We start from the raw sequence: 22,186 nt of genomic DNA on the forward strand, positions 1-22,186 counted from the left end.
TCATGTAATACGCCACCCACGAACTTCGTCGCATCCGACGCGCAAGCGCCATTGTAATTTGCGCATCTTCGATTTAGACGGATTTCAAACGATTTATCCACCCTCGATCAGGAAGAGCCGATGACCGCTATTACCGATATTATCGCCCGCGAGATTCTCGACAGCCGTGGCAACCCCACCGTAGAAGTCGATGTCTATCTGGAAGATGGCAGCATGGGCCGCGCGGCGGTTCCGTCGGGCGCGTCGACCGGCGCGCATGAAGCCGTCGAAGTTCGCGACGGTGGCAAGCGCTACCTCGGCAAGGGTGTCGAAAAGGCCGTCGAAGCCGCCAACACGGAAATCTTCGACGCCATCGGCGGTATCGACGCCGAAAATCAGATCCAGATCGACAACATCATGATCGAGCTGGACGGTACGCCGAACAAGTCGCGCCTCGGCGCCAACGCCATCCTCGGCGTTTCGCTCGCCGTTGCCAAGGCTGCCGCCGAAGCCGCCGGCCTGCCGCTCTACCGCTACGTAGGTGGCGCTTCCGCCCACCTGCTGCCGGTCCCGATGATGAACATCATCAACGGCGGCGCGCATGCCGACAACCCGATCGACTTCCAGGAATTCATGATCCTGCCGGTTGGCGCCGACTCGATCCGCGAAGCCGTTCGCATGGGCTCGGAAGTCTTCCACGTCCTCAAGAAGGAACTGTCGGCTCAGGGCCACAACACCAACGTCGGCGACGAAGGCGGTTTCGCACCGGGCCTGAAGAGCGCCCCTGAAGCGCTCGACTTCATCATGAAGTCGATCGAGAAAGCCGGCTACAAGCCTGGTGAAGACATCCATCTCGGCCTCGACTGCGCCTCGACCGAATTCTTCAAGGACGGCAAGTACGTTCTCGAAGGCGAAGGCCGCACTCTGGAGCCGGGCGCCATGGCCGAATACCTGGCGCAGCTCGCTGCCCAGTATCCGATCATCTCGATCGAAGACGGCATGGCTGAAGACGACTGGGATGGCTGGAAGGCCCTCACGGACCTGGCCGGCAAGAAGGTCCAGCTGGTCGGCGACGATCTCTTCGTCACCAACTCCTCGCGCCTGCGCGACGGCATCAAGATGGGCGTCGCCAACTCGATCCTCATCAAGGTCAACCAGATCGGCTCGCTGACGGAAACGCTCGACGCCGTCAACACCGCCCACAAAGCAGCTTACACCGCCGTCATGTCGCACCGTTCGGGCGAAACCGAAGATTCGACGATCGCTGATCTCGCGGTTGCCACCAACTGCGGTCAGATCAAGACCGGCTCGCTGTCGCGCTCCGACCGTCTTGCCAAGTACAACCAGCTGATCCGCATCGAAGAAGGCCTTGGCCCGCAGGCGCAGTACGCCGGCCGTTCGATCCTTCGCGGCTAAAGCCGTCTGATTTCAAACCGTTGGAACCCGCGCTTTAACCGGCGCGGGTTTTTTATTGCGCCGCGTTCATAGTCAACGGACGGTTAATCTCTCCCCGGTAGTCTGGCCGATAAGGGTAATGCGTTTCGAGAATGCGTGTATGTGGACCAAGCATCATAAGAAGAAAAAGATCGGCCGTTTCGTCATTCCGGCGATGACGGTCGCGTTTCTCTCCTATTTCGGTTACCATTGCATCCATGGAGACTATGGTCTGCGCGCCACCGAGGTGTTCGAGCGCCAGCGTGTCGCGCGCGAGCGCGAACTGGCCGTGCTGAAGGCCAAGCGCGAGCATTTGGAAAAACAGGTCGCGCTTTTGAGCGACGGTTCGATGGACAAGGATATGCTGGACGAAAAAGCCCGTCTTCAGCTGAATATGTCGCGCGCCGACGAGATCGTTATTTTCAGCCATTATTCCAATTAACTGAAAACAAGTTAATCGTAATATTGTAAGCGTTATCAATTGCTTAGCACTGAATACGTGCCATGCATTTATGGCATTGCTGTGGCCAAGTTTCTTCCCTATGGTACGCGCCACCCAAGAACCGATAAACCCATAGGGAGGGTTGAATGGCGCCGCGAAAAAACGCGACCGTTTCCAGCCGCAAGACCAGCGCGAAACCAGCTAACAAGGCATCGAATGGCGGCCCCGTTGCCGATTTCGATCGCGACGAGGAGCTGAAGGCCTATCGCGAAATGCTGCTTATCCGCCGCTTCGAAGAGAAGGCCGGCCAGCTTTACGGCATGGGTTTCATCGGCGGTTTCTGTCACCTCTATATCGGCCAGGAAGCTGTGGTCGTCGGCATGCAGATGGCGCAGAAGGAAGGTGACCAGGTCATCACCGCTTACCGCGACCACGGTCACATGCTGGCAACCGGCATGACCGCCCGCGGCGTCATGGCTGAGCTGACCGGCCGCATCGACGGCTATTCGCGCGGCAAGGGCGGTTCGATGCACATGTTCTCCAAGGAGAAGCATTTCTACGGCGGTCACGGCATCGTCGGCGCCCAGGTGTCGCTCGGCACCGGTCTCGCCTTCGCCAACCGCTACCGCGGCAATGACAGCGTCTCGATCGCCTATTTCGGTGACGGCGCCGCCAACCAGGGCCAGGTCTACGAGAGCTTCAACATGGCTGCTCTCTGGAAGCTGCCGATCATCTACATCATCGAGAACAACCGTTACGCCATGGGCACCTCCACGGCCCGCGCCACGGCGCAGTCGAACTACTCGCTGCGCGGTTCCGGCTTCGGCATTCCCGGCGTCCAGGTAGACGGCATGGACGTTCGCGCCGTCAAGGCTGCGGCCGACGAGGCGCTCGAGCATTGCCGTTCCGGCAAGGGCCCGATCATTCTCGAAATGCTGACCTATCGCTATCGCGGTCACTCCATGTCCGACCCGGCGAAGTATCGCTCCAAGGAAGAAGTGCAGAAGATGCGCTCCGAGCAGGATCCGATCGAGCAGGTCAAGGCACGCCTCATCGAAAAGGGCTGGGCCAGCGAAGACGATCTGAAGGCAGTCGACAAGGACGTCCGCGACATCGTCGCCGATAGCGCCGACTTCGCCCAGGCCGCACCGGAGCCGGACGCATCCGAGCTCTACACCGACATTCTGCTGTAATCCGGGGAGGGTTGACCCAATGCCAATCGATATTCTCATGCCCGCCCTCTCTCCGACGATGGAAGAAGGCACTTTGTCCAAATGGCTGAAGCAGGAAGGTGACAAGGTCACCTCCGGCGACGTCATTGCCGAAATCGAAACCGACAAGGCGACGATGGAAGTCGAAGCCGTCGACGAAGGCGTCATCGGCAAGCTGCTGGTGGAAGCCGGCACCGAAGGCGTCAAGGTGAACGCCAAGATCGCTATCCTCTTGCAGGAAGGCGAATCCGCGTCCGACATCTCCGCTGCTCCAGCCGCTGCTGCCGCACCGGCTGCCGCTGAAGCGCCGAAGACCGAGGAAAAGCCGGCCGCTGCCGCCGCTCCGGTCCCGGCCGAGCCCAAGGCTCAGGTTCCGAACGATCCTGAAATCCCCGCCGGCACCGAAATGGTCTCGATGACCGTGCGCGAAGCGCTTCGCGACGCCATGGCCGAGGAAATGCGCGCCGACGACAACGTCTTCGTCATGGGCGAGGAAGTGGCCGAATATCAGGGCGCCTACAAGGTGACCCAGGGCCTTCTGCAGGAATTCGGCGCCCGCCGCGTCATCGACACCCCGATCACCGAGCACGGCTTTGCCGGCGTCGGCGTCGGTGCAGCCATGTCCGGCCTGAAGCCGATCGTCGAGTTCATGACCTTCAACTTCGCCATGCAGGCGATCGACCAGATCATCAACTCCGCCGCCAAGACGCTCTATATGTCCGGCGGCCAGATGGGCGCTCCGATCGTGTTCCGTGGCCCGAACGGTGCCGCTGCCCGCGTCGGCGCCCAGCACAGCCAGGATTACTCGGCCTGGTACAGCCAGATCCCGGGCCTCAAGGTCGTCATGCCCTACACGGCGTCCGACGCCAAGGGCCTGCTCAAGGCCGCCATCCGCGATCCGAACCCGGTCGTCTTCCTTGAAAACGAAATCCTCTACGGCCAGCATTTCGACGTGCCGAAGATGGACAATTTCGTTCTCCCGATCGGCAAGGCCCGCATCCACCGTCCGGGCAAGGACGTCACGATCGTCTCCTTCGGCATCGGCATGACCTATGCCACCAAGGCTGTCGCCGAACTCGAGAAGATCGGCATCGACGCCGAGCTGATCGACCTGCGCACGCTGCGCCCGATGGACCTTCCGACCGTGATCGAATCGGTCAAGAAGACCGGCCGCCTGGTCACCGTCGAGGAAGGCTATCCGCAGAACTCCGTCGGCACCGAAATCGCCACGCGCGTCATGCAGCAGGCCTTCGATTATCTCGATGCGCCGGTTCTGACGATCGCCGGCAAGGACGTTCCGATGCCTTACGCCGCCAACCTCGAAAAGCTCGCTCTGCCGAGCGTCGACGAAGTCGTGCAGGCCGTGAAGGCCGTCTGCTACAAGTAACAAGGGAAGGGTATTTCGATGCCTATCAACATCACGATGCCTGCCCTGTCTCCAACCATGGAAGAGGGCAACCTCGCCAAGTGGCTGGTCAAGGAAGGCGATACGGTCAAGTCTGGCGACGTCATCGCCGAGATCGAAACCGACAAGGCGACGATGGAAGTCGAGGCGGTTGACGAAGGCGTTGTCGCCAAGCTCGTCGTTCCCGCCGGCACCGAAGGCGTCAAGGTCAACGCGCTGATCGCCGTTCTCGCCGCCGATGGTGAAGACGTCGCCGCCGCCGCAAGCGGCGCCGGCTCGGCTGCGCCGGCACCGAAGGCTGCCGAAGCCCCGAAGGCGGAAGCAAAGTCGGAAGCCGCTCCCGCGCCTGCCGCAGCACCCGCTGCTGCGGCACCGGCTCCAGCTGCCGCGCCTGCCGCTGCATCAGGCAACCGCACCTTCTCCTCGCCGCTCGCGCGTCGTCTGGCGAAGGAAGCCGGTATCGACCTGTCTGCTATCGCCGGCTCCGGCCCGCATGGCCGCGTCGTCAAGAGCGACGTGGAAGCTGCCGTGTCGGGCGGTGGCGCCAAGGCTGCGCCTGCCGCTGCTCCTCAGGCTGCCGCACAGGCTCCGGCCGCTGCCCCCAAGGGTGCATCGGACGAGACCGTTCTGAAGCTGTTCGAGCCCGGCTCCTACGAGCTCGTGCCGCATGACGGCATGCGCAAGGTCATCGCCAAGCGCCTGGTCGAATCCAAGCAGACCGTGCCGCACTTCTACGTCACCGTGGATTGCGAGCTCGATGCGTTGCTGGCGCTTCGCGCCCAGCTCAACGACGTGGCTCCCCGCAAGGATGGCGGCGCTGCCTACAAGCTCTCCGTCAACGACATGGTCATCAAGGCCATGGCGCTTGCGCTGCGCGATGTTCCGGATGCCAACGTCTCCTGGACGGAAGCCAACATGGTCAAGCACAAGCACGCCGATGTCGGCGTCGCCGTCTCGATCCCCGGCGGCCTGATCACCCCGATCATCCGCAAGGCCGAGGAAAAGACCCTGTCGGCGATCTCCAACGAGATGCGCGATCTCGGCAAGCGTGCCAAGGACCGCAAGCTGAAGCCCGAGGAATACCAGGGCGGCACCACGTCGGTCTCCAACATGGGCATGATGGGCGTCAAGAACTTCGCCGCCGTCATCAACCCGCCGCACGCAACGATCCTCGCGGTCGGCGCGGGCGAGCAGCGCGTGATCGTCCGCAAGGGCGAAATGGTCATCGCTACGGTGATGAGCGTGACGCTGTCGACCGATCACCGTTGCGTCGATGGCGCTTTGGGTGCGGAGCTGCTGCAGGCGTTCAAGGGCTATATCGAAAACCCGATGGGCATGCTCGTCTGATAAAACGGCGGAGGCGGAAATGACGAAGACCGTTCTTTGCTATGGTGATAGCCTGACCTGGGGTTATGACGCCGCGTCGGTCGGCCGTCATGATTACAAGGATCGTTGGCCGAGCGCGCTTCAGGCGGCCCTCGGCAACGATATCAGGATTATCGCCGAGGGATTGAACGGTCGCACGACCGCCTTCGACGACCATCTCGCCGATTGCGACCGCAACGGCGCCCGCGTCCTGCCGACCATCCTGCAGACGCATGCGCCGCTCGATCTCGTCATTCTCCTGCTCGGCACCAACGACATGAAGAATGTTGTGGCCGGATCGGCCTTCGCCGCCTGCCAGGGCATTGCCCGGCTGGTGCGGCTGGTCCGCAACCATGCCTGGCCGTTCGAGTTCGACGTGCCCGATATCCTGATCGTTGCGCCGCCGAAGATCTGCGAAACGGCCAATGTGCCGTTTGCTGCATCCTTCGTCGGCGGCATCGAGGAATCGGCCATGTTGCCGACGCTTTACCGCGATCTCGCCGATGAACTTGGCTGCGGCTTCTTCGACAGCAACTCGGTTGCGAAGACGACGCCGCTCGACGGCATCCATCTGGACGCCGACAATACCCGCGCTCTCGGGCGCGGTATGGAATCGACCGTGCGGATGATGTTGGGACTTTGACCGTGGCGTCATTCGTGACGCTGCGTCCCGCCACACGGGATGACGCGGCCGAACTGGCGATCCTCTCGGACATCGCCTCGCATGGCTTTGCCTCCTGGCTCTGGCTGGGGGAGCTTGGCGGAAGCGGCAGCGATACGCCGATGGCGCTTGGCCGGCTGAAGATGCGTCGGGACGAAGGCTACGGCACATGGCGCCATGCGGTGCTGGCCGAGGCTTATGGAGAGACGGCCGGAGCGGCGATCGGTTACGCACTCGGCGAGGACGTGCAGGACATGGAGGTCGATCGGGTGGCTTTGCAGCCGGTGATCGACCTGCAGAAGATGGTTGTTGGCAGCTGGTTCATTGCAACGCTCGGCGTCTACAGCCATCTGCGTGGCATCGGGATCGGCAGGCGAATACTGGAGGATCAGATCGACAGGGCAGGATCGCTGCCCGTCAGTCTGATCACCGCAAGTGACAATGAAGCGGCGCTGTCGCTTTACAAGAAGAATGGATTTTCGGAAAGCGCGCGCCAAAGGGCGATATCGCTTTTCAAAACCGGCAGGAAACACGAGTGGGTGCTTCTCACCCGCGACGCCCGATAACGAAGGCAGGAAAACATGGCTGAGAATTACGACGTCATCATCATCGGCTCCGGTCCCGGCGGCTATGTCGCCGCCGTGCGCGCCAGCCAGCTCGGTCTGAAGACCGCGATCGTCGAGCGCGAGCACTTGGGCGGCATCTGCCTGAACTGGGGCTGCATTCCGACCAAGGCGCTGCTGCGCTCGGCCGAGATCCTCGATCACGCCAACCACGCCAAGGACTACGGCCTCGTGCTCGAAGGCAAGATGTCGGCTGACGTGAAGGCTGTCGTCGCCCGCTCGCGCGGCGTATCCGCCCGCTTGAACGGCGGCGTTGGCTTCCTGATGAAGAAGAACAAGGTCGACGTGATCTGGGGCGAAGCCAAGATCACCAAGCTGGGCGAAATCGTCGTCGGCAAGTCCTCCAAGCCCGTCGTCGAGCCGCAGAACCCGGTTCCGAAGAACATCAAGGGTGAGGGCACCTACACCGCCAAGCACATCATCGTCGCGACAGGCGCTCGCCCGCGCGCGCTGCCGGGCATCGAGCCGGATGGCAAGCTGATCTGGACCTATTTCGAGGCGATGAAGCCGGCAGCCCTGCCGAAGTCGCTGATCGTCATGGGCTCGGGCGCCATCGGCATCGAGTTCGCGAGCTTCTACCGCTCGATGGGCGTCGATGTCACCGTCGTCGAGGTCATGGCGACCATCATGCCGGTCGAGGACGTCGAAGTCACCGCGATCGCGCGCAAGCAGCTCGAAAAGCGCGGCATGAAGATCATCACCAGCGCCAAGATCACCAAGGTCGAAAAGGCGGACGACAGCATCACCGCGCATGTCGAGACGGCTGACGGCAAGGTCCAGCAGATCACCGCCGACCGCATGATCTCGGCCGTGGGTGTGCAAGGCAACATCGAAAACCTCGGCCTCGAGGCCGTCGGCGTCAAGACCGACCGCGGCTGCGTCGTCATCGACGGCTACGGCAAGACCAATATCGCAGGCATCTACGCCATCGGCGACGTCGCCGGCCCGCCGATGCTCGCCCACAAGGCCGAGCATGAAGGCGTCGTCTGCGTCGAAAAGATCGCCGGGCTGCCGAACGTTCACGCCACCGACAAGGGCAAGGTCCCGGGCTGCACCTATTGCAACCCGCAGGTCGCCTCCGTGGGCCTGACCGAAGCCAAGGCCAAGGAAGCCGGCCGCGACATCCGCGTTGGTCGCTTCTCCTTTGCTGCCAACGGCAAGGCGATCGCTCTCGGCGAGGACCAGGGTCTCTGCAAGGTGATCTTCGACAAGAAGACCGGCGAACTGCTCGGCGCGCACATGGTCGGCGCCGAAGTCACCGAACTCATCCAGGGCTTCGTGGTCGCCATGAACCTCGAGACGACCGAAGAAGAACTGATGCACACCATCTTCCCGCATCCGACGGTTTCCGAAACGATGAAGGAAGCGGTTCTTGATGCCTATGGTCGCGTGCTGAACGCTTGATAATTTTCTTCGCTGCTCTCTATGACGGATTGGATCAGATCCGATACCGGACTGGAAAAAGCGAAAGGAAATCATCATGTCTATGGGTACGCAGGCACTGCTCATCTTTCTCCTGATCGGTCTGGTCGCGGGGTTCCTCGCCAGCCTGATCGTCGGCGGAGGCGGTTTGATCCGGTGCCTGCTCAGCGGCATGATCGGCGCGTTCGTCGGAGGCTTTCTCTTCAACGCGCTGGGGATTTCGCTCGGTATCGACAATGCGATCGTCGTGCAGATCATTCATGCCACGGTCGGCGCCATTATCGTGGTGCTGATTGCCAGGGCGATAGCGTGAGGGGTTGAACGGAATGGAAGGCGTAGGCTGGATTGCTGCGATCATCATCGGCGGCTTGGCGGGTTGGCTGGCAGGCATTCTGATGAACATCCGCTTCGGTGTTTTGATGAACATCGTGATCGGCATCGTGGGCGCGGTGATCGCCAGTGCGATCTTCACCCGCGCCGGCATCTATGTCGCCAGCGGTTGGCTGGGTTACCTTGTGACGGGTTTCGTCGGCTCGTGCATCTTGCTATTTATGGCAAAACTCGTCAGACGCTGACGAAGGAGGCCGCGTCCGGCGGTTTGAAGGCAGGTTATTGATGGTAACTATTCTCGACAGGATCAATCCAAACGCTGAAAAGCGCGTGCGGCACCCGGAAAAGGCGCACAAGCCTGATACCGAAGTCATGCGCAAGCCGGACTGGATCCGCGTCAAGGCGCCGACCTCCAAGGGCTACGCCGAGACCCGCTCGATCGTGAAGGAGCACAAGCTCGTCACCGTCTGCGAGGAAGCGGGCTGCCCGAATATCGGCGAGTGCTGGGACAAGAAGCACGCCACCTTCATGATCATGGGCGAGATCTGTACCCGCGCCTGTTCCTTCTGCAACGTCGCGACCGGCAAGCCGAACGCGCTTGACATGGCCGAGCCCGAGAGCGTTGCGAAGGCCGTCAAGGAGATGGGCCTCAGCCACGTCGTCATCACCTCTGTTGACCGCGACGATCTGGAAGACGGCGGCGCCGAGCACTTCGAGAAGGTGATCTGGGCGATCCGTGCCGCGTCGCCGACGACCACCATCGAAATCCTGACGCCCGACTTCCTGAAGAAGCCCGGTGCACTGGAGCGCGTTGTCGCGGCCAAGCCTGACGTCTTCAACCACAACATGGAAACAGTTCCGGGCAATTATCTCACCGTCCGCCCCGGCGCGCGCTACTTCCACTCCGTCCGCCTGCTGCAGCGGGTGAAGGAACTGGACCCGACCATGTTCACCAAGTCGGGCATCATGGTCGGCCTCGGCGAGGAGCGCAACGAAGTGCTGCAGCTGATGGATGACCTGCGCGTCGCCGACGTCGACTTCCTGACGATCGGCCAGTACCTGCAGCCGACCCGCAAGCATCACGCCGTCATGAGCTACGTCACGCCCGAGGAATTCAAGTCCTACGAGACGGTCGCCTACACCAAGGGCTTCCTGATGGTCGCCTCCAGCCCGCTCACCCGCTCCTCGCACCACGCCGGCGACGACTTCGCCCGCCTGCGCGCGGCGCGCGAGAAGAAGGTGCTGGTGGCTGCGGAGTAAGACGGTTCTCTCGGCGGGCCTGCTGTGCCATGATCGGCGGCAGGCAATGCAACAAAGGAACACGTCATGCCCGTGGTAACAGTGACGGTGCCGGAAGAGATGAAGGCCTGGCTGGAAAAGCAGGCCGCCGCCGGCCGCTATGCCGATGCGTCCGACTATGTGCGCGATCTTGTTCGCCGCGACCAGGAGCGCGCGAGCAAGATCGCCCGTATGCAGGCTCTTGTCGATGAAGGGCTGGCAAGCGGCGTTTCGGACGAAACCATGGATGACATTCTGCGGTCGCTCAACGAAGCGGCGGAATAGGTCTCATGGGCTACCGGCTGTCGCGTCAGGCCGCTCATGATCTTCGTACTATTCACGCGACGGGCCTTCGGCTTTTTGGAAAAGCGCAAGCCGACAGCTATCACCGTCATTTGGGTGATATCTTCGAAATACTCGCAGATAACCCGAAACTCGCCCGACTTCGCCAGGAAATCACCCCGCCGGTGAGGATACATCCTTGCGGCGCGCACTTGATTGTCTACCATGAGTTGGGTGATGGTGGCATTCTCATCATCCGCGTGCGCCATGGCCACGAGAATTGGCAGGCATAATCTCGGTAGTGCCTTCCATACCCGTCCAAGCGGCCTGATCTTCCAACAACCAGACAAGAGGCCATCGTGTTGCAACAACCGAAGCATCGGCTGAACGTCACCGATCTCGGTGAGGCGGCAGAATTGCTGAAGCGCGCCGACCGCATCGTCATTTTCGGCTCGTCAGGTGGCGGCAAGAGCACGCTGGCGCAGAGGCTCGCGCGGATCCTCGATCTCCGCTACGTCTCCATGGACCGCGAGGTGTTCTGGCTGCCCGGATGGGTCTTGAGGCCGAGGCCGGAGCAGCGCGAAATCATCACCGAGATCGTTGCCGGGGACCGCTGGATCATCGATGGCAACAACCCGAGGACGCTCGATCTCAGGCTGCCGCGCGCCGATGTGATCCTGTGGGTGAGAGTGTCGCGCTGGCTCTGCCTGTGGAGCATCTTCAAGCGCGGCATCGTCTATCGCGGCAGAACGCGGCCCGACATGGCGCCTGGGTGCCTGGAGCAGTGGCCGGACCGGGAGTTCATGTCCTATGTCTGGAATTTCGAAAGGGACGACGTGCCCGAATTCATGGAAGGCATCCGCCTGCATGGGTCCGACGTCCCGCTGGTCGAATTGAGGAGCAGGGCGCAGATGGGGCTGCTGCTTCAGCGCCTCGAAGCCATCGGGTAGGATGACAGCCTGATTCGGTCTTTGCTTGCGGGAGGGGAAAGATATGCCGAATTTCGTGACCGATATCACCAGTGCCGCGGATCTTGTCAGCCGCGCCGACCGAATTCTTGTGGTCGGCTGCTCCGGCGGCGGCAAGACGACGCTGTCGAAACGTTTGGGCGCGCGGCTTGATCTGCTGCACATCTCGATGGACCGCGACTTCTATTGGCTGCCCGGCTGGGTGAAGCGGCCTAAGGCCGAGGAGCGCGAGATGATCGCGGCCGCTGTCGCCGAAGAGCGATGGCTGATGGACGGCACCGGCGCTTCGACTTTCGATCTCAGGATGCCGCGCACCGATGTGGTGCTCTGGGTGCGGCTGCCGCGCTGGCGCTGCCTGCTCGGTGTCACCACAAGGTGGCTTCGCTGGCGGGGCAGGGCGCGGCCGGAGATGGCGCCGGGTTGCCCGGAAAAGCTCGACCTGGATTTCATAAGCTTCATCTGGAATTTCGAGCGACGCTGGGTGCCGCTCATCCTTGCCGGCATCGAGCGATACAAGCCGGATGTGCCTGTTCTACAGTTGAAATCGCACCGGGAAATGCGCCGCCTTCTTGATCTTCTCGGCGCGCCCGCTTAACTGCCGCTCATGCCTCAGTTCGAAACGCATCGCCCCGTACCGCATTCCGCCGACCAGATGTTCGACCTCGTTGCCGATGTCGAGCGCTATCCGGAGTTTCTTCCGCTCTGTGAGGCACTGGCCATACGCAGCCGCAAGGAGCGCGACGGCAAGGTGCTGCTGGTCGCCGATATGACTGTCGGCTACAAGGCGATCCGCGAGACCTTCACCACGCAGGTGTTGCTCAACAAGGCTGAGCGGCTGATCGAGGTGAAGTATATCGACGGCCCGTTCAAATACTTGGACAATCGCTGGCGCTTCGAGGAGACCGCTACGGGTTCCAACGTGCACTTCTTCATCGATTACGAGTTCAAGAGCCGCATTCTCGGCGCGCTGATGGGCTCGATGTTCGATCGCGCCTTCCGCATGTTCACCGACGCCTTCGAGACCCGCGCCGCCAAGATCTACGTCTGAGCGAGCTCGGCGATCATCTCCAGCGCCGTGCGCACGGTTGCCAGCCGCACCTGGTCGCGACCGATATCGCCATAGAGCATCTTGCGATGGATGAGACCGCCTGAGCGCGATTTCGCGGCGAGATGCACCAGCCCCACCGGTTTCTCGGCTGACCCGCCGCCCGGGCCGGCGACGCCGGTGACGGCAACGGCAATCGCCGCGCGCGAGCGGAAGACGGCGCCATGCACCATCTGCCGTGCCGTTTCCTCGCTCACCGCGCCATAGCGGGCAAGCGTAGCCTCCTGGACGTCCAGCATCTCCATTTTCGCCGTGTTCGTATAGGTGACGAAGCCGCGATCGACGACGGCGGAAGACCCCGCGATCTCGGTGAGCGCACCGGCGATCAGTCCGCCCGTGCACGATTCCGCCGTCGAGACCATCAGCCCCGCCGCGGTGAAGTCTCGGATGATCTTCTCTGCTTTGTCGGTGATGTCGGTCGGGAAGATGCTCATGATCAATTCCCCTGGTACACCACCGTGGCGGTGGCGATGGCGGCGATGCCCTCGCGGCGGCCGACAAAGCCGATCGTCTCGTTGGTGGTTGCCTTGACCGAGCAGCGGTCGATCGAGATGCCGAGAAATTCCGCCAGGCTGGCGCGCATCGTGTCGCGATGCGGTCCGACCTTCGGCGCCTCGGCGATCAGCGTCACGTCCGCGTTCATGATGGTGCCGCCGCGTTCGCGCACGATCTTTGCCGCGTGCTCGATGAAGATGCGCGAAGGGGCGCCTTTCCATTGCGGGTCCGATGGCGGGAAGTGGTCGCCGATGTCGCCGGCGCCGCAGGTGGCGAGAAGGGCGTCCGTCAGCGCATGCAGCGCGACGTCGGCGTCGGAATGACCCTTGAGCTTCTGGTCGTGCGGGATGAACACGCCGCAGAGCGTAACGCCATCGCCTGCCTCGAGCTGATGCACGTCGTAGCCGTTGCCGGTGCGCACATCGGGAAGCTGGTTGCTGGAGAGTTTGTGGTCCGCCATCGCGATATCCCGCCTCACTGTCAGTTTTACATTATCGACCATGCCCTCGACGATCCGGACCGGAACGCCGGCCCATTCGGCGATAGCGGCATCGTCGGTGAAGTCGGAGAGCCCGGCCGCCGCGACGCGTTCATGCGCGTCGAGGATGGTGCCGAAGTCGAAGGACTGCGGCGTCTGTGCCGCGTATAGTTGCGCCCGCGATACCGTCTCGATCACCAGCCCGTCGGCATCCGCCCGCTTCAGTGTATCGGCGATAGGCGTTGCCGGCAGCACGGCTGCCGCGCCGCCGGCAAGACTGCCTGCGATGCGGTCGAGCAGCACGTGATCGAAGAATGGCCGCACGGCATCGTGGATCAGCACATGCGAGATGCCCTTGTCCTGCAGATGACGCAGGCCCGAAAGCACCGATTGCTGCCGCGTCTGGCCACCATGCACCACATCGATCGGTGTTACCGAGAGCACATGCCGAAACGCCCGCGCAAACAGCGCTTCGTCATCAGGGTGAATCACCACGACGATATGCTGGGCGGGATCCCAGGAACTGAATTTCTCAAGTGTATGCGTAATCACCGGCTTGCCGCCGATCATGCGATACTGTTTGGGTCCTTCCTCTGACGCGCCCGCGCGTTCCCCGCGACCGGCGGCGACGACGACGACACCAATGGAAAGTGGTTGCTTTTGTTGCATTTGCGGCATAAATCCCCAAAAAGCAGAATTTGCTATGGTGCTCTAACGGCTTGGCGCATCGAATTCCAGCATCTGCCCGAAAAATATCATTTCGGATTCTGCCCCCTTGGCAAGCCTCTCAAACCTGTCTAAAAATAGTGCACACATCCTGCGTGCCTGAAAGATAATCATTTGTCTTATACGGACTTTGCATCGCCTTTGCAGATCGGGACGGTCGCGGTGAGAAACCGCGTCGTGCTCGCACCGATGTCCGGCGTTACCGACATGCCGTTTCGGCAGCTCGCCTGGCGTTATGGAGCGGGGCTTGTCGTGACCGAGATGGTCGCAAGCCGGGAACTCGTCAATAGCACATCCGAATCATGGTCGCGATTGAGGAGCGCCGGCTTCCAGCCGCACATGGTGCAGCTTGCCGGACGCGAAGCTTATTGGATGGCCGAGGCCGCGAAGATCGCAGCCGGCAACGGCGCCGATATCATCGACATCAATATGGGCTGCCCGGCCAAGAAGGTAATCGGCGGCTATTCGGGTTCCGCGCTGATGCGCGACCCGGACCACGCGCTTGGTCTTATCGAGGCGACGGTAAAGGCCGTCGACGTCCCCGTCACGCTAAAGATGCGGTTGGGCTGGGACGAAAACTCCATCAACGCTCCTCATATCGCCAGGCGCGCCGAGGAGGCGGGTATAAAGCTCGTCACCATTCACGGCCGTACGCGCATGCAGTTCTACGAAGGTCGGGCCGATTGGGACGCGATCCGCGCGGTGCGCGACGTACTCTCCATCCCGCTGGTTGCGAATGGCGATGTCGAGACAGCTGAAGACGCCCAGGAAATCCTGCGCCGCTCGGGCGCCGACGCCGTGATGATCGGCCGGGGCTGCCAGGGCAGGCCGTGGCATGCGGGCGTGATTGCCGGCAGCGCAACGCCCAACGCCTGGGAGATCCCTGATATCGCCGTCGAGCACTATCACATGATGCTGGACTTCTACGGTGAGTCTGTGGCGGTGCGTCACGCAAGAAAACATCTCGGCTGGTATCTCGATCGCTTCGCGCCGTCGCTTGCCGCATCCGAAAAGACCGCGATCATGACTGCACGCGATCCGCGCGAGGTATCCGCTCGGTTCCACGACGCCCTGATGGCAGCGGCGTCGAGCGTTGACGCCCGGGAGGCCGCATGACCAATAACGTGCCGTCATCGTCCGACCACGCCGGCAGCGCCGTCGCGATGGCCGTTCTCAATGCGATCCAGAATCCCGTGGTCATGGTCAACGAGGCCGGATTGGTCGCATTCGCCAACTGGGAGGCCGAGGCCTTCTTTGGAGCGAGCGCATCGCATCTGGCACGCTACAAGATCTCGACCTTCATCCCGTTCGGAAGCCCGCTTCTGGCACTGATCGATCAGGTGCGCGAGCGCCGTGCGCCGATCAACGAATACCGCGTGGACTTGAGTTCGCCGCGTCTCGGCCAGGACAAGCTGGTCGATATCTACGTTGCCCCCGTGATCAGCGAGCCGGGTGCCGTCGTCATCGTCTTCCAGGAACGCTCGATGGCCGACAAGATCGACCGACAGCTGACGCATCGCGCTGCCGCGCGCTCGGTCACCGGTCTCGCCTCCATGCTCGCCCACGAGATCAAGAACCCGCTCTCAGGTATTCGCGGCGCCGCCCAGCTTCTGGAGCAATCGGCTGTCGATGAGGACCGGGCGCTGACGCGCTTGATCTGCGACGAGACGGATCGCATCGTCTCGCTGGTCGATCGCATGGAGGTGTTCTCTGACGAGCGGCCTGTCGATCGCGTCCCCGTCAACATCCACTCGGTTCTCGATCACGTCAAAGCCGTCGCCAGGGCCGGCTTTGCGCGAAACATCAAGATTACCGAGAACTACGACCCGTCGCTCCCGGCCGTGTACGCCAACCGCGACCAGCTCGTGCAAGTCTTTCTCAACCTCGTCAAGAACGCCAGCGAGGCGATCGGCGATCGTCCGGATGGCGAGATCGTGCTGACGACGGCATATCGTCCCGGCATTCGCCTATCCGTCGCCGGAACCCGCGAAAAAATCTCGCTTCCGCTGGAATTCTGCGTGCAGGACAACGGCCCCGGCGTACCCGCGGACCTGTTGCCGCATCTTTTCGATCCCTTCATCACCACCAAGACCAATGGCAGCGGCCTCGGTCTGGCGCTGGTGGCCAAGATCATCGGTGACCATGGCGGCATCATCGAATGCGATAGCCAGAATAACCGCACCACGTTCCGCGTCCTGATGCCGGCATCGAAGGATGCCTCGTCCGAGGACGCTACCATCATAACATCCACAGGACCTTCTCGATGACAGCAACGATCCTCGTCGCAGATGATGATGCGGCCATTCGCACAGTGCTCAATCAGGCCTTGAGCCGTGCCGGTTATGACGTGCGCATCACCTCCAATGCCGCCACGCTCTGGCGCTGGGTCTCTGCGGGTGAGGGCGACTTGGTGGTTACCGATGTCGTCATGCCGGACGAGAATGCTTTTGATCTGCTGCCCCGCATCAAGAAGGCGCGTCCCGACCTGCCGGTTTTGGTCATGAGCGCGCAGAACACCTTCATGACGGCGATCAAGGCCTCGGAGAAGGGGGCCTACGACTACCTGCCGAAACCCTTCGACCTCACCGAACTGATCGGCATCATCGGCCGCGCGCTCGCCGAGCCGAAGAAGAAGCCCGCCAAGCTCGACGAGGACATGCAGGACGGCATGCCGCTCGTCGGTCGTTCGGCCGCGATGCAGGAAATCTACCGCGTGCTGGCGCGTCTGATGCAGACGGACCTGACGCTGATGATCACCGGCGAATCCGGCACCGGCAAGGAGCTCGTCGCCCGCGCGTTGCACGACTACGGCAAGCGCCGCAACGGCCCCTTTGTCGCCATCAACATGGCCGCAATCCCGCGCGACCTGATCGAATCGGAACTCTTCGGCCACGAGAAGGGCGCCTTCACCGGCGCGCAGACCCGCTCGACCGGTCGCTTCGAGCAGGCCGAGGGCGGGACCCTGTTCCTTGACGAAATCGGCGACATGCCGATGGATGCGCAGACCCGTTTGCTGCGCGTGCTGCAACAGGGCGAATACACCACCGTCGGCGGCCGCACGCCGATCCGCACCGACGTGCGCATCGTTGCCGCCACCAACAAGGACCTGAAGCAGGCGATCAACCAGGGCCTCTTCCGCGAGGACCTCTACTACCGCCTCAACGTCGTGCCGCTGCGTCTGCCGCCGCTGCGCGATCGCGCCGAGGACATCCCCGATCTTGTCCGCCACTTCATCCAACAGGCGGAAAAGGAAGGTCTCGGCACCAAGCGTTTCGACCAGGAAGCTCTGGATCTGATGAAGGCCTATGCCTGGCCGGGCAACGTGCGCGAGCTCGAGAACCTCATTCGCCGCCTGATGGCGCTTTATCCACAGGATGTGATCACCCGCGAAATCATCGAATCCGAGCTGCGTTCTGATGTTCCGGACAGCCCGATCGACAAGGGCCCGATCCGCACCGGCAACATGACGATCGCCCAGGCGGTCGAGGAGAACATGCGCAGTTATTTCGCCACTTTCGGCGACAATCTGCCGCCTCCGGGCCTGTATGACCGGGTTTTGACGGAGATGGAATACCCGCTGATCCTGGCCGCCCTGACGGCGACACGGGGGAACCAGATCAAGGCCGCGGATTTGCTCGGTCTTAACCGCAATACGCTCCGCAAAAAGATCCGGGAACTCGGTGTCTCGGTCTACCGGAGCTCCCGCACAGCTTGACAATGTGACGAAGGCCGTTGCATTTTCGCCACAATGCGTTGCTTATAAGTCACGCATGGGGTTGTGATTTCGCAGCAGTTTTAGACCCTCCGGGTCCTCGTTCGGAAGTCTGTCCGAACGGGTCGTATTGCGATTTGTAGCCTTGATCCTTGGGGCGCGGCGGATCCTCTGGTCCGTTGCCTGGAGAATTAAGCGAATGGAGCAGGATGCGGTGCCGACGGCGGCGGAAGGCGAGTCTGTCACGACCGTCACCGATCGTCGTGCGCTCTTCGCACTGCCGGGTCTTGTGCTCGCGGGCGGCGCGCTGCTCTGTGCGACGGCGACGCTCTTCGTGCTGCTTGGCCTGACGCCGATTGCGCCGACCTCCCATGTCGTCATCACCTCCGTCGTCGTCAACTCCTTCTTCGTGCTTGGCCTGATCGCGCTGATCGGACGCGAGATCGCGCGACTTTTCAAGGCCCGTAAGCGCGGTCGCGCGGCTGCGCGTCTTCATATCCGCATCGTGCTTCTCTTTTCGATCGTGGCCATCACGCCGGCCATTCTGGTCGCGATCTTCGCCAGTATCACGCTGAATGCCGGCCTCGATCGCTGGTTCGCTCTACGCACCCAGTCCATCGTCAGTTCCTCCCGGAACATAGGCCAGGCCTACATGATGGAAAACGCCAGCTACCTGCAGGGCCAAACCGTTTCCATGGCGAACGACCTGGAGCGCAACCGCCCGCTGTTCAATCTCGACCGCACCGGCTTTGCCGACCTGATGACCCGCCAGGCGCGAGGTCGTGGCCTGCTGGGCGCGTTCCTGGTCGAGAGCGACGGTACAGTCATCACGCAGGCCGATATCAAGACGGAAAAGCCGTTGCCGGCGATTCCAACCGATGCTTTGAGTAAGGCCGCCGCCGGACAGCCGACGCTCATTCCGCCAGGGGTTACAAATCTCGTCGGCGCTATCATCAAGCTCGAGTCCATCGACGGCGCCTTCCTCTATACGGTCAGGGCAGTCGATCCCAAGGTCATGGGCGCGATGCGCATGATGGAGGAGAACGCCACCGAGTATAAGTCGATGGAAGCCGGCCGCCTGTCACTACAGGTTGCCTTCGCCATTCTCTACATCGGTTTTGCGTTGATCGTGCTGCTGGCCGCGATCTGGACGGCAATCGCGGTTGCCGACCGCATCGTTCGCCCGATCCGCCTGCTCATCACCGCCGCCGATAATGTGGCATCCGGCAACATGGACATCGTTGTTCCGGTTCACGCGGTAGATGGCGACGTCGGCAAGCTGTCGCTCACTTTCAACAAGATGATCTCGGAGATCCGCACACAGCGCGACGAGATCCTCGAGGCGAAGGACGAAGTGGATGACCGTCGTCGCTTCATTGAGGCGGTTCTGTCCGGCGTGACCGCTGCCGTTATCGGCGTCGAGCAGGATCGCCGGATCACCATCGTCAACAGTTCCGCCGAAGTGCTCATGGCGCTTCCCGCTTCCGATTTGCTAGGCAAGCAATTGTCAGAGATCGCTCCAGAGGTCGATCTGGTGCTCACTGAGGCCGCATCGCGCTATCGCGGCGATTTCCGCAAGCAGATCGCGCTGGTACGCGGCGGCACCGTGCGCACGCTGAGCGTCCAGGTGACGCGCGAAGAGGTTCGCGACATGAGCGAATCCTACGTGATCACGCTCGACGACATCACCGACCTCGTCATCGCCCAGCGCTCGACGGCCTGGGGCGATGTCGCGCGCCGCATCGCGCATGAAATCAAGAACCCGCTGACGCCGATCCAGCTGTCGGCCGAGCGCATTCAGCGCCGCTACGGCAAGCAGATCAACCAGGACGACCGCACCGTCTTCGACCAATGCACGGAAACGATCATCCGCCAGGTCGGCGACATCGGCCGCATGGTCGACGAGTTCTCCTCCTTCGCGCGCATGCCCAAGCCGACCAAGGAACCGGCGGATCTCCGCACCATCCTGCACGACGCGATCTTCCTGCGCGAAATGGGCAACAGCCACGTGACCTTCCTGCAGGAGCTCGGCGACCAGCCGCTTACAGGCGAGTTCGACAACCGCATGCTCGGCCAGGCCTTCGGCAATCTGATCAAGAACGCCGTCGAGGCCATCGATGCCGTGCCGGCCGAGGAGCGCGACGAGCGCAAAATCCTGATCCGGACGTCGCTTGACGCCGCGCGCGACCGCTTCACGGTCGATATCATCGATAACGGTCGCGGCCTCCCGGTCGAGAACCGTCACAGCATTCTCGAACCCTATATGACGATGCGGGAAAAGGGCACGGGCCTCGGCCTCGCCATCGTCAAGAAGATTATTGAAGAACATGGCGGGCAGCTCGAACTGCACGATGCACCCGCCGATTTTGACCAGGGACGAGGCGCCATGATCCGCGTGCATTTGCCACGCGTGGAAAACGCCCCCACGGCTCCGGCAACAGGCGACAAGGAAAGCGTTTATGGCCTCTGATATTCTGGTCGTTGATGACGAGCACGACATTCGTGAGATCGTCTCCGGTATCCTCTCCGACGAGGGCCACGAAACGCGAACCGCGCACGACAGCGACAGTGCGCTGGCGGCGATCTCCGACCGTGCGCCGCGCCTGATCTTCCTTGACATCTGGATGCAGGGCAGCAAGCTCGACGGCCTGTCGCTGCTCGACGAAATCAAGACCCGCCATCCCGAAATCCCTGTCGTGATGATCTCCGGCCACGGCAATATCGAGACCGCCGTCTCCGCCATCAAGCGTGGTGCCTTCGATTTCATCGAGAAGCCCTTCAAGGCCGACCGGCTGATCCTGATCGCCGAACGGGCGCTGGAGAATTCCAAGCTGAAGCGCGAGGTTTCGGAGCTCAAGCGCAAGGCCGGCGATCCCGTCGAACTTATCGGCACATCGGTGGCCGTCTCGCAGCTTCGCCAGACGATCGAGAAGGTCTCTCCCACCAATAGCCGCATCATGATCTTCGGCGCATCCGGTTCCGGCAAGGAACTCGTGGCGCGCATGATCCACAAGAAGTCGTCGCGTGCCAACGGTCCCTTCGTGGCGCTCAACGCGGCCAATATCACGCCCGACCGCATGGAGATCGCCCTGTTCGGCACGGAAGGTTCGCCGGGACAGGCGCGCAAGACGGGCGCCCTGGAAGAGGCCCATCGCGGCATCCTCTATCTCGACGAAGTCGGTGAGATGCCGCGCGAGACGCAGAACAAGATCCTCCGCGTGCTTGTCGATCAGCAGTTCGAGCGTGTCGGCGGCTCCAAGCGGGTAAAGGTCGACGTGCGCATCATCTCGTCCACTGCCTACAATCTGGAAAGCCGGATCGCCGAAGGCTGGTTCCGCGAGGATCTGTATCACCGGTTGGCCGTGGTGCCCGTCAAGGTGCCGGCGCTGGCCGAACGCCGCGAGGATATCACCTTCCTGGTCGATCAGCTGATGCGTCAGATTTCGGAGCAGGCCGGCATTCGTCCCCGCCGGATCGGCGACGATGCGATGGCGGTGCTGCAGGCGCATGACTGGCCGGGCAATATCCGCCAGCTCCGCAACAATATCGAGCGCCTGATGATTCTCGCCCGCTCGGACGGCCCTGACGCGCCGATCACGGCCGAGATGCTGCCGACCGATCTCGGCGACATGCTTCCGAAGGTCTCCGCCAAGAACGACTATCACATCATGACGCTGCCGCTCCGCGAAGCGCGCGAGATGTTCGAGAAGGATTACTTGATCGCGCAGATCAATCGCTTCGGCGGCAATATCTCGCGTACCGCCGAATTCGTCGGCATGGAGCGTTCGGCACTCCATCGCAAGCTGAAGTCGCTTGGCGTTTGATACCAACGCTCGGCTGTCCCGGCTGGGACGGCCGGCAATATTCGCAAAGCCTTTTTCGCCGTTGCGGAAAAGATTGCGATTTGATACCAAGGCTTTCCGGGCAGAAGGGAAGAGGGTTGTCTGCTGCCCCCGGGAGAGGTCATAGAGTATTTCACCGGCTGCATAACGCCGGCAATAAAGAAAGAATCGGCGCGATGGCGGAACGTTCTCAGAATTTGCAGGACTTATTTCTCAATACTGTTCGCAAGCAAAAGATTTCACTGACAATTTTTCTCATCAATGGCGTAAAGCTGACGGGCGTTGTCACCTCGTTCGACAATTTCTGCGTCCTGCTTCGCCGTGACGGGCATTCGCAACTCGTGTATAAGCACGCGATCTCGACGATCATGCCCGGTCAGCCGATGCAGATGTTCGAGAGCGAAGAAGCCGCTTCCTAACAGGACCTG

At 61.9% G+C, this 22,186-nt stretch carries 24 protein-coding genes; 22 read left to right on the forward strand and 2 right to left on the reverse strand.

The genetic code is table 11. From position 1 onward, the window contains the following. The first annotated feature begins 120 nt into the window (after positions 1-120). The 16 genes from eno to QTL95_RS28045 all read left to right on the forward strand — a co-directional run bounded on the left by eno (position 121) and on the right by QTL95_RS28045 (position 12,448). Positions 121-1,395 (forward strand): phosphopyruvate hydratase, encoded by a 1,275-nt coding sequence (gene eno / locus QTL95_RS27970; protein WP_289723079.1) that lies wholly within the window; start codon positions 121-123, stop codon positions 1,393-1,395. A 139-nt stretch (positions 1,396-1,534) separates the two neighbouring features. After that, positions 1,535-1,855, forward strand: a complete 321-nt coding sequence (locus QTL95_RS27975) for an FtsB family cell division protein (RefSeq protein WP_037178023.1) — start codon at positions 1,535-1,537, stop codon at positions 1,853-1,855. Positions 1,856-2,001: 146 nt separating this feature from the next. Further along, positions 2,002-3,048 (forward strand): pyruvate dehydrogenase (acetyl-transferring) E1 component subunit alpha, encoded by a 1,047-nt coding sequence (gene pdhA, locus QTL95_RS27980; protein ID WP_112534186.1) that lies wholly within the window; start codon positions 2,002-2,004, stop codon positions 3,046-3,048. Between the two features lie 19 nt (positions 3,049-3,067). Continuing rightward, positions 3,068-4,453: a pyruvate dehydrogenase complex E1 component subunit beta gene (locus QTL95_RS27985; RefSeq protein ID WP_289723080.1), complete on the forward strand. Its 1,386-nt coding sequence runs from the start codon at positions 3,068-3,070 to the stop codon at positions 4,451-4,453. A gap of 18 nt (positions 4,454-4,471) precedes the next feature. Beyond that, the gene (locus QTL95_RS27990) at positions 4,472-5,818 is read left to right on the forward strand and encodes a pyruvate dehydrogenase complex dihydrolipoamide acetyltransferase (RefSeq protein WP_289723081.1); all 1,347 of its coding nucleotides are present in this window, start codon (positions 4,472-4,474) and stop codon (positions 5,816-5,818) included. Between the two features lie 19 nt (positions 5,819-5,837). After that, a complete protein-coding gene (locus QTL95_RS27995) occupies positions 5,838-6,479 on the forward strand; it encodes an SGNH/GDSL hydrolase family protein (protein WP_289723082.1) in 642 nt (213 codons plus the stop codon). Positions 6,480-6,481: 2 nt separating this feature from the next. Then, positions 6,482-7,063: a GNAT family N-acetyltransferase gene (locus tag QTL95_RS28000; protein WP_289723083.1), complete on the forward strand. Its 582-nt coding sequence runs from the start codon at positions 6,482-6,484 to the stop codon at positions 7,061-7,063. 15 nt (positions 7,064-7,078) lie between these two features. Beyond that, complete coding sequence (gene lpdA, locus QTL95_RS28005) at positions 7,079-8,524, forward strand: dihydrolipoyl dehydrogenase (RefSeq protein WP_289723084.1); 1,446 nt, start codon at positions 7,079-7,081, stop codon at positions 8,522-8,524. 76 nt (positions 8,525-8,600) lie between these two features. Then, a complete protein-coding gene (locus QTL95_RS28010) occupies positions 8,601-8,855 on the forward strand; it encodes a GlsB/YeaQ/YmgE family stress response membrane protein (protein WP_289723085.1) in 255 nt (84 codons plus the stop codon). A gap of 13 nt (positions 8,856-8,868) precedes the next feature. After that, positions 8,869-9,117, forward strand: a complete 249-nt coding sequence (locus QTL95_RS28015) for a GlsB/YeaQ/YmgE family stress response membrane protein (RefSeq protein WP_289723086.1) — start codon at positions 8,869-8,871, stop codon at positions 9,115-9,117. Between the two features lie 40 nt (positions 9,118-9,157). Continuing rightward, positions 9,158-10,132, forward strand: coding sequence for a lipoyl synthase (lipA, locus tag QTL95_RS28020; RefSeq protein ID WP_289723087.1), 975 nt, complete (start codon positions 9,158-9,160; stop codon positions 10,130-10,132). 66 nt (positions 10,133-10,198) lie between these two features. After that, the gene (locus QTL95_RS28025) at positions 10,199-10,435 is read left to right on the forward strand and encodes a type II toxin-antitoxin system ParD family antitoxin (RefSeq protein ID WP_289723088.1); all 237 of its coding nucleotides are present in this window, start codon (positions 10,199-10,201) and stop codon (positions 10,433-10,435) included. Between the two features lie 5 nt (positions 10,436-10,440). Further along, on the forward strand, positions 10,441-10,725 hold the full coding sequence (locus tag QTL95_RS28030; RefSeq protein WP_289723089.1) for a type II toxin-antitoxin system RelE/ParE family toxin: 285 nt from the start codon (positions 10,441-10,443) through the stop codon (positions 10,723-10,725). Between the two features lie 69 nt (positions 10,726-10,794). Beyond that, positions 10,795-11,382 (forward strand): AAA family ATPase, encoded by a 588-nt coding sequence (locus QTL95_RS28035; protein ID WP_289723182.1) that lies wholly within the window; start codon positions 10,795-10,797, stop codon positions 11,380-11,382. Positions 11,383-11,425: 43 nt separating this feature from the next. Continuing rightward, positions 11,426-11,995, forward strand: a complete 570-nt coding sequence (locus QTL95_RS28040; RefSeq protein ID WP_289723090.1) for an AAA family ATPase — start codon at positions 11,426-11,428, stop codon at positions 11,993-11,995. A 9-nt stretch (positions 11,996-12,004) separates the two neighbouring features. Beyond that, the gene (locus tag QTL95_RS28045) at positions 12,005-12,448 is read left to right on the forward strand and encodes a type II toxin-antitoxin system RatA family toxin (RefSeq protein ID WP_112534195.1); all 444 of its coding nucleotides are present in this window, start codon (positions 12,005-12,007) and stop codon (positions 12,446-12,448) included. Here the strand turns inward: QTL95_RS28045 and QTL95_RS28050 are convergent. Next, positions 12,439-12,939, reverse strand: a complete 501-nt coding sequence (locus QTL95_RS28050; RefSeq protein ID WP_289723091.1) for a CinA family protein — start codon at positions 12,937-12,939, stop codon at positions 12,439-12,441. The two genes, QTL95_RS28045 and QTL95_RS28050, sit on opposite strands and share 10 nt — an antisense overlap. A gap of 2 nt (positions 12,940-12,941) precedes the next feature. Next, on the reverse strand, positions 12,942-14,156 hold the full coding sequence (locus QTL95_RS28055; RefSeq protein ID WP_289723092.1) for a bifunctional 2-C-methyl-D-erythritol 4-phosphate cytidylyltransferase/2-C-methyl-D-erythritol 2,4-cyclodiphosphate synthase: 1,215 nt from the start codon (positions 14,154-14,156) through the stop codon (positions 12,942-12,944). A 147-nt stretch (positions 14,157-14,303) separates the two neighbouring features. On the opposite strand from QTL95_RS28055, the gene dusB reads away from it, so the two are divergent. The 6 genes from dusB (at position 14,304) to hfq (ending at position 22,177) form a co-directional block, all read left to right on the forward strand. Further along, positions 14,304-15,320 (forward strand): tRNA dihydrouridine synthase DusB, encoded by a 1,017-nt coding sequence (gene dusB, locus QTL95_RS28060; protein WP_442981362.1) that lies wholly within the window; start codon positions 14,304-14,306, stop codon positions 15,318-15,320. Further along, on the forward strand, positions 15,317-16,471 hold the full coding sequence (locus tag QTL95_RS28065; RefSeq protein WP_289723094.1) for a two-component system sensor histidine kinase NtrB: 1,155 nt from the start codon (positions 15,317-15,319) through the stop codon (positions 16,469-16,471). Before dusB ends, QTL95_RS28065 begins: the two co-directional genes overlap by 4 nt. Then, positions 16,468-17,919 carry a nitrogen regulation protein NR(I) gene (gene ntrC, locus QTL95_RS28070; RefSeq protein WP_037178055.1) on the forward strand — a complete coding sequence of 484 codons (1,452 nt, stop codon included), beginning with the start codon at positions 16,468-16,470 and terminating at the stop codon, positions 17,917-17,919. The genes QTL95_RS28065 and ntrC overlap by 4 nt, the downstream gene beginning before the upstream one ends. Before the next feature lie 196 nt (positions 17,920-18,115). After that, positions 18,116-20,386, forward strand: a complete 2,271-nt coding sequence (locus QTL95_RS28075) for a sensor histidine kinase NtrY-like (protein ID WP_289723095.1) — start codon at positions 18,116-18,118, stop codon at positions 20,384-20,386. Next, the gene (gene ntrX / locus QTL95_RS28080) at positions 20,376-21,740 is read left to right on the forward strand and encodes a nitrogen assimilation response regulator NtrX (RefSeq protein WP_289723096.1); all 1,365 of its coding nucleotides are present in this window, start codon (positions 20,376-20,378) and stop codon (positions 21,738-21,740) included. The genes QTL95_RS28075 and ntrX overlap by 11 nt, the downstream gene beginning before the upstream one ends. Before the next feature lie 194 nt (positions 21,741-21,934). Then, complete coding sequence (gene hfq, locus QTL95_RS28085; RefSeq protein ID WP_003539403.1) at positions 21,935-22,177, forward strand: RNA chaperone Hfq; 243 nt, start codon at positions 21,935-21,937, stop codon at positions 22,175-22,177. Positions 22,178-22,186: the final 9 nt, after the last annotated feature.

Source organism: Rhizobium sp. S152, from assembly GCF_030380735.1.
Classification (GTDB): Bacteria; Pseudomonadota; Alphaproteobacteria; order Rhizobiales; family Rhizobiaceae; genus Rhizobium.